Origin of the sequence: Arthrobacter sp. (genome assembly GCF_030540645.1) — a bacterium.
GTDB lineage: Bacteria > Actinomycetota > Actinomycetes > Actinomycetales > Micrococcaceae > Specibacter.
Genome location: NZ_JAUNVV010000077.1, coordinates 7,690 through 14,669, shown reverse-complemented (window position 1 = coordinate 14,669; position 6,980 = coordinate 7,690). Strand labels below are relative to the sequence as shown.

Genomic DNA, 6,980 nt, shown 5'->3' with positions numbered 1-6,980 from the left:
GCCGACTTTGGTCTGAGCACACCGGACCCGGTCGAGGCGGCCACCAAAACCGCCATGGTCAAGGCAGCCCGCCAGGTGGTGGTCCTTGCCGACTCCTCCAAGCTCGGCACCGAGACGCTTGTCCGCTTCGCCACGCTGGAGGAGATCGACACGCTCGTCACCACCGCCGCACCCTCCCCGGAGCTCGAGGCAGCGCTGGCCGCGGCCGGCGTCGAGGTGGTGCTGGCATGATCATCACCCTGACCCCCAACCCCAGCCTTGACCACACCATCGAGCTCTCGGCAGCATTGGAACGCGGCGAAGTCCAGCGCGCGACCGCTGCCACCTTGCACCCCGGAGGCAAGGGGGTAAACATAGTCCGCGCCCTGTCAGCTTCGGAAACCCCCGCCCTGGCGCTGCTCCCCGGGGACGCAGGCGACGCCGTCGTCCGCGCCCTGGAGAGCGAAGGCATCCCCCACAAGGCACTGGCCATCGGTGCACCGCTGCGCAGCAACGTCGCCATCACCGAGCCCGACGGGACCACCACCAAGGTCAACGAACCGGGCCCCGTGCTGACCACCGCCCAGGTTGCGGCACTGCTGGAGCTGACGGTGGAAAAGTCCGACGGCGCATCCTGGCTCGTGCTCGCCGGCTCGCTCCCACCGGGGGTGCCGAACGACTTCTATGCCCGCGTCATCGACGCTGTGCGTGCCGCCCATGGGACGCGCGCCCCCAAAATTGCGGTTGATTCCTCCGGTGCACCGCTGCGCGAATGCCTGCAGCACGCACCGGACCTGCTCAAGCCCAACGGCGAGGAATTGGCCGAGTTGACGGGCTTCTCCGACGGGCCGGCACTTGAGGCAGACCCGTCGCTGGCTGCCGGTGCGGCCGGTCTGCTGGTGCGTCAAGGCGTCGGCGCAGTCCTGGCTACGCTCGGGTCCAAGGGTGCCGTGCTCGTGTCCCAGCACGGCACCTGGCACGGCTCCGGCCCTGCCATTGAAGCAAAAAGTACCGTCGGAGCGGGCGATTCCGCCCTCTCCGGATATCTGCTGGCGACGCTTCGCGGGGATTCCCCCGAAGCGTGCCTGCAGCAAGCAGTGGCCCATGGGGCGGCCGCCGCGTCCCTTCCAGGAACCCTGGTTCCGTCTCTTCATCAGACCAACCCCGCCGCCGTCGTCGTGACGGCCCTGTCCACCGTCAAGGAAAACTGACATGACAACCCTCATCAATACCGACCTGGTGCTCCTTGATGCCGATCTTGGCACGGACACCACATCCGTCATCCGCCATCTTGCCGAACTCGTGGCAAAGACCGGCCGGGCCGCCGAAGTTGAAGGCCTGTTTGCCGACGCCCTGGCCCGTGAACAAAAAACGGCCACCGGCGTCCCGGGCGGCATCGCCATCCCGCACTGCCGCTCCGAAGCCGTCCTTGAGCCCACCCTGGCGATGGCCCGGCTGGCCCCCGCCGTTGACTTCGGCGCCAAGGACGGCCCCGCGGATATCGTCTTCTTCATCGCAGCTCCGGCTGGTGCAGACAACGCCCACCTGAAACTGCTCTCCAAACTGGCCCGCTCTCTCATCAAAAAGGACTTCACGGCGGCCCTTCGCGCAGCGAAGACCCCGGCAGAAATCGTGGCCCTGGTGGACGGCGCCCTCGCCGACAAGCCACAGCCAGCCGCAACAGCCACCGCTGCTGCGCCGGTTGGGTCCGGCGAGTCCAGCGTTGGGGGGCCGGGTGTGGTCGGGCACCGCGGAGCGGGCGGGGTCCCCAACGCTGGCGAGGTCGGCCAAACCTCCGCACCGAAGCGTCTGGTTGCTGTGACGGCGTGCCCCACGGGCATCGCCCACACCTACATGGCCGCCGATTCCCTCGTACTGGCAGCGCAGGAGGCCGGCGTGGACCTGCAGGTCGAGACGCAGGGCTCCGGAGCCGTGACCCCGCTTGACCCGGCCGTCATTGCCGCCGCGGACGCCGTAATTTTCGCCGTCGACGTGGATGTGCGCGGCAAGGAGCGTTTCGCCGGCAAGCCCGTGGTCAACGCCCCCGTCAAGCGGGGCATTGATGAACCCGCCAAGATGATCCAGGAAGCCCTCGCAGCCGCCGATGACCCGCATGCCCACAGGGTTCCGCACTTTGGCGCCGAGGAGACCGCGGAGCACAACGCAGAAGTCTCAAGCGAGCACCTTGGCACGAAAATCAAGAAAGTCCTGCTCACCGGCGTCAGCTACATGATCCCGTTCGTGGCAGGTGGCGGTCTGCTCATTGCGCTCGGCTTCCTGCTGGCCGGTTACAGCATCGCCCTGGGCACCACGGCCGATGACATTCTCGGCAACAACACCTTGTTGAATCTGCCCGACGGCAACCTTGCCCTGTACTTGGGCGCCGTGGCGTTCAAGATCGGCGGGCTGTCCATGGGCTTCCTGGTCCCGGCACTGGCAGGCTACATCGCGTTCGGCATTGCAGACCGCCCAGGCATCGCACCGGGGTTCACGGCCGGTGCTGTGGCCGTCTTCATGGGTGCCGGATTCCTCGGCGGCCTGGTGGGCGGCATCCTGGCCGGTCTTGCCGCCTACTGGATTGGCAGCTGGAAGGTCCCGCGCTGGCTGCGTGGCCTCATGCCGGTGGTCATCATCCCACTGCTGGGTTCCATCATCGCCTCCGGTGCCATGCTACTGTTCCTCGGCGGTCCCATCGCCGCCCTGACCAACGGCCTCAACCACTGGCTGACGGGCATGTCCGGCGCCTCCGCAGTCGTGCTGGGCATCATCCTGGGCCTCATGATGTGCTTCGACCTCGGCGGTCCCGTCAACAAGGTGGCCTACGCATTCGCCGTCGCTGGCCTGGGTGCTGGCACCGCAGTGAACCAGGCCCCTTGGCAGATCATGGCCACCGTCATGGCCGCAGGCATGGTTCCGCCGCTCGCCATGGCCCTTGCCACCGTAATCGACAAAAAGCGCTTCTCCCTGGCCGAGCGTGAGAACGGCAAGGCGGCTTGGCTGCTGGGCGCATCCTTCATCACCGAAGGTGCCATCCCGTTCGCCGCTGCAGACCCGCTGCGCGTCATTCCCTCGATGATGCTCGGGGGCGCAGTGACAGGTGCCATGACCATGGCCTTCCATGTGACGTCCCAGGCACCGCACGGCGGAATCTTCGTTTTCTTCGCCATCGGCAGCGTGGGCATGTTCATCCTCTCGATTCTGGTGGGAACCGTAATTGGCGGATTCTCGGTGGTGGCCCTCAAACGCTGGGCCGTCCGCAAGCCCGTTGATACTGTTGCCCCACAGCAGCTCGTTGCACAGAACAGCTAAAAGTCACTTTCAAAGGAACGGTTATGCAAAACTTTGTTGGAGTTGGTGTTTTCCGGGGCCGCGTCATTGGCCCGGTCCGGCACATGCCCGCCGCCTTGGCCGAGCCGCCCGCGGGTGAGAAGTTGGCGAGCTCGACGGCGCCGGAGACTGCCGCTGCGGCGCTCAAGGAAGCTGCGGCTGCCGTCAAGGCGCAGCTGCTGGCCCGTGCAGGTAGGGTGGAGGGCACTGGCAGGGAGGTCCTCGAAGCCACCGCACTGATGGCCACCGATTCCATGCTGATCAAAGCCGCCGTGAAACTCATCAACACAGGCACGTCGGCTGAACGGGCCATATGGGAGGCCGGGGAATCCGTGGCAGCCATGCTGCAGGGCCTGGGCGGCTACATGGCCGAGCGTGCCCACGACGTGCAGGACGTCAAGTCCCGCATCGTGGCGCAGCTGCGCGGCGTTCCCGCTCCCGAGATCCCCGATGCCGACGCACCGTTCATCCTGGTGGCGGAGGACCTCGCCCCAGCCGACACGGCCACCCTTGACCCGAGCAAGGTGGTTGCACTGGTCACGGCAGGCGGCGGCCCGCAGTCGCACACCGCCATCATCGCCAGGGCCCTAGGCCTGCCGGCCGTGGTGGCTGCCGCGGGGGTAGGCGTGCTGGCCGACGACGCCCTGGTGTTCGTCGACGGCGCCGCCGGTGTGATCAGCACCGAACCGGGCGACGCCGAACGTGCGGCCGTGGCCGCCTGGCAGGAGCAGGCTTCGCTGTTGAGCGTCTTCGACGGTGAAGGCCGCTTGGCCGACGGAACACTGGTGCCCTTGCTGGCCAACGTGGGCGGTGCCGCGGACGCCCGGGCAGCGGCCGCTGCGAACGCACAGGGGGTAGGTCTGCTGCGCACCGAATTCTGCTTCCTAGGCAACGACACCGAGCCTTCCCATGCCGATCAGGTGGCCGCCTACAAGGGTGTTTTCGATGCATTTCCTGGCCAGAAGGTGGTGGTTAGGACACTCGACGCCGGTGCCGATAAGCCACTGCCCTTCCTGACCGACACCAGCGAAGCAAATCCGGCACTGGGGGTCCGGGGCTACCGCACCGACACCAGCACGCCGGGTGTTTTGGCCCGGCAGCTTGCCGCCATCGCCGACGCAGCCGCGCAGTCGGACGCCGCAGTGTGGGTCATGGCCCCCATGATCTCCACCGCCGCCGAAGCAGCCGACTTTGCCGCACTGTGCGCCGAAGCAGGGCTGAGAATCCCCGGCGTCATGGTGGAAGTCCCGTCCGCGGCGCTGACGGCACGGCATTTGTTCGACCATGTGGAATTTGCCAGCCTGGGCACCAACGACCTCACGCAGTACGCCATGGCCGCCGACAGGCAGCTGGGCGCCCTAGCCGCTTTGAACGATCCATGGCAGCCTGCCGTGCTGGCGCTCATTCAGGCAACCGTTACCGGTGCCGCATCCCAGGCCCGGCACTCGGCAGCCCAAGCCCTCGAGGACACCGCACCCAAACCAGTGGGAGTGTGCGGGGAGTCGGCAGCGGACCCAGTTCTCGCCGTCGTGCTTGCAGGGTTGGGTGTCACGTCACTGTCCATGACGCCGCGTGCACTGCCGGCCGTCAGTGCAGTCCTGCGCACCGTGACGCTTCCGCAAGCCCGCGCGCTGGCCCTGCGCGCAGTGGATGCGCCATCCGCCGCCGAGGCCCGCGAGCTTGTCCGTGCCGGGCTGCCCGCCTTGGCCGAGCTGGGCCTCTAGTTTTACCCGCCCCAAAGCACCACACATCACCCATCACCCCCGGAAAACGAGTTGGAGAACACCATGATTGAACGAACAGCCACCATTGCCAGCAGCGTCGGCCTGCACGCCCGCCCCGCCTCGATCTTTGCCGAAGCAGCCGGTGAGCTGGGCGTTGAGGTGACCATTGCCCGCGCCACCGATCCCCTGGATGAGGCGGTGGATGCGGACAGCATGCTTGCCCTCATGAGCCTCGGCGTGGAGCACGGCGAACTTGTTGTGTTGCGCACCGAGGACGACACGGCCGCGGAGGCACTCGAGACCCTCGCGCGGATTCTGGAAACGGACCACGACGCCTGATTTTCACTGCGTGCGGGGCCCTTCCCCGCACGCAGGATTGGTCGTGGTGGGGAGCCTCCCCACGGGTCAAAAATGGTGCACCTGCTAGAATTGACGGTCTGTCCGAAAGAAACAACCGCAAGTCGCAAGCAACCAGCCTCCTTAAGGGGATGAGCAAATGCCCATAGACCCAAGCACGATTCAACCGGAACCAGGTGTTAAGGACACCGCAGGCCGTCAGCAGGCGCGAGTGAAAAAGCCTCGTCTGCCCACGCTCAAAAAACGCAGGTTGGGCGTTGACGATGTGAACATTGTCGATGCGCCCATGCTCAAAAAAGCCCTCGGCGGAACCGTCGTCGGAAACACCATGGAATGGTACGACGTCGGCGTGTTCGGCTACCTGATCGGCACCATGGGACCGGTTTTTCTCCCCGACGCCGACCGCGATGTCCAGACCCTGTTCCTGCTGGGCACATTTGCCGCTACGTTCCTGGCCCGCCCGCTCGGTGGAGTTGTCTTTGGCTGGCTGGGTGACAAGGTGGGGCGCCAGAAGGTGCTCGCCACCACACTGATCGTCATGGCCGCGTCCACATTCGCCGTCGGACTGCTCCCGGGCTACGCGCAGATCGGTGTCTGGGCCGCAGTGCTGCTTGTGGTGGTCAAACTCATTCAAGGATTTTCCACCGGTGGTGAATACGCCGGCGCCACCACCTTCGTCAGCGAATACGCCCCCGACAAGCGCCGCGGCTACTTCGCCAGCATCCTGGACCTGGGCAGCTACCTGGGCTTTGCCATTGGTGCCGCACTGGTCTCCGTCATGCAGCTGACGTTCGGCCAGGATGCCATGGAACAGTGGGGCTGGCGCGTACCATTTTTGGTGGCCGGGCCACTGGGCCTCATCGCCGTGTACTTCCGGATGAAAATCGAGGAATCCCCCCAGTTCCAGGCGACATTGGACGCCAACGAGCAGAATTCCAAGTCCGCCGCAGCCGAAGATGAAGACACCTCGGGCGGTCCCGTCCGCCTTGTCAAGGTATACTGGCGGCAAATTGTGCTGGCCATGGTGCTGGTGGCCGCGGCCAACACCGTCGGTTATGCACTGACCTCATACATGCCAACGTATTTGACCGAGTCAAAGGGCTACGACCCTGTGCACGGAACGTTGCTGACCATCCCCATCCTGGTCGCCATGGCCGTGTGCATCCCGCTGAGCGGCCGTCTCTCCGACAAGATCGGACGCCGTCCGGTGCTGTGGGTCGGCGCGCTGAGCACTGTGGTGCTGGCCGTTCCGGCCTTCATGCTCATCGGCTTGGGGCCCGTGTGGTCCACGCTGCTTGGACTCGCCTTGATCGCCTTCCCCGTGACTTTCTATGTCTCGAACCTGGCATCGTCGCTGCCGGCCCTGTTCCCAACATCGAGCCGCTACGGGGGCATGGGCATCTCCTACAACTTTGCCGTGGCGATCTTTGGCGGCACAGCCCCCTTCATCATGAAGGGCCTGATCACCCTCACCGGCAATGACATGATGCCGGCGTTCTACCTGATGTTCACCTCGGCCATCGGCGCCGTGGCAATCTACTTCCTGCGGGAGTCTGCCCGGAAGCCGCTGCCGGGGTCCATGCCCAGCGTGGC

The 6,980-nt window shown here is 65.8% G+C and carries 5 protein-coding genes and 1 pseudogene; all 6 read left to right on the top strand.

Annotation, left to right across the window (positions count from 1 at the left end; all coding sequences use genetic code 11):
- A pseudogene (locus tag Q4P21_RS13050) lies at positions 1 to 231 on the top strand (D-beta-D-heptose 1-phosphate adenosyltransferase); the annotation flags it as partial.
- The gene (locus tag Q4P21_RS13045; protein ID WP_303389190.1) at positions 228 to 1,190 is read left to right on the top strand and encodes a 1-phosphofructokinase family hexose kinase; all 963 of its coding nucleotides are present in this window, start codon (positions 228 to 230) and stop codon (positions 1,188 to 1,190) included. The pseudogene Q4P21_RS13050 and the gene Q4P21_RS13045, both read left to right, overlap by 4 nt.
- A gap of 1 nt (position 1,191) precedes the next feature.
- Positions 1,192 to 3,288, top strand: a complete 2,097-nt coding sequence (locus Q4P21_RS13040) for a fructose-specific PTS transporter subunit EIIC (RefSeq protein ID WP_303389189.1) — start codon at positions 1,192 to 1,194, stop codon at positions 3,286 to 3,288.
- Positions 3,289 to 3,311: 23 nt separating this feature from the next.
- Positions 3,312 to 5,030: a putative PEP-binding protein gene (locus tag Q4P21_RS13035; protein ID WP_303389188.1), complete on the top strand. Its 1,719-nt coding sequence runs from the start codon at positions 3,312 to 3,314 to the stop codon at positions 5,028 to 5,030.
- A gap of 63 nt (positions 5,031 to 5,093) precedes the next feature.
- Positions 5,094 to 5,369: an HPr family phosphocarrier protein gene (locus tag Q4P21_RS13030; RefSeq protein WP_303389187.1), complete on the top strand. Its 276-nt coding sequence runs from the start codon at positions 5,094 to 5,096 to the stop codon at positions 5,367 to 5,369.
- A gap of 157 nt (positions 5,370 to 5,526) precedes the next feature.
- Positions 5,527 to 6,980 (top strand): MFS transporter (locus Q4P21_RS13025; RefSeq protein WP_303389186.1); only part of this gene is annotated, 1,454 nt, incomplete at its 3' end.

Bases quoted from the DNA above. Each gene is read 5' to 3' on its own strand.
- Q4P21_RS13045 (WP_303389190.1), top strand. From the start codon at position 228: ATGATCATCACCCTGACCCCCAACCCCAGCCTTGACCACACCATCGAG.
- Q4P21_RS13040 (WP_303389189.1), top strand. From the start codon at position 1,192: ATGACAACCCTCATCAATACCGACCTGGTGCTCCTTGATGCCGATCTT.
- Q4P21_RS13035 (WP_303389188.1), top strand. From the start codon at position 3,312: ATGCAAAACTTTGTTGGAGTTGGTGTTTTCCGGGGCCGCGTCATTGGC.
- Q4P21_RS13030 (WP_303389187.1), top strand. From the start codon at position 5,094: ATGATTGAACGAACAGCCACCATTGCCAGCAGCGTCGGCCTGCACGCC.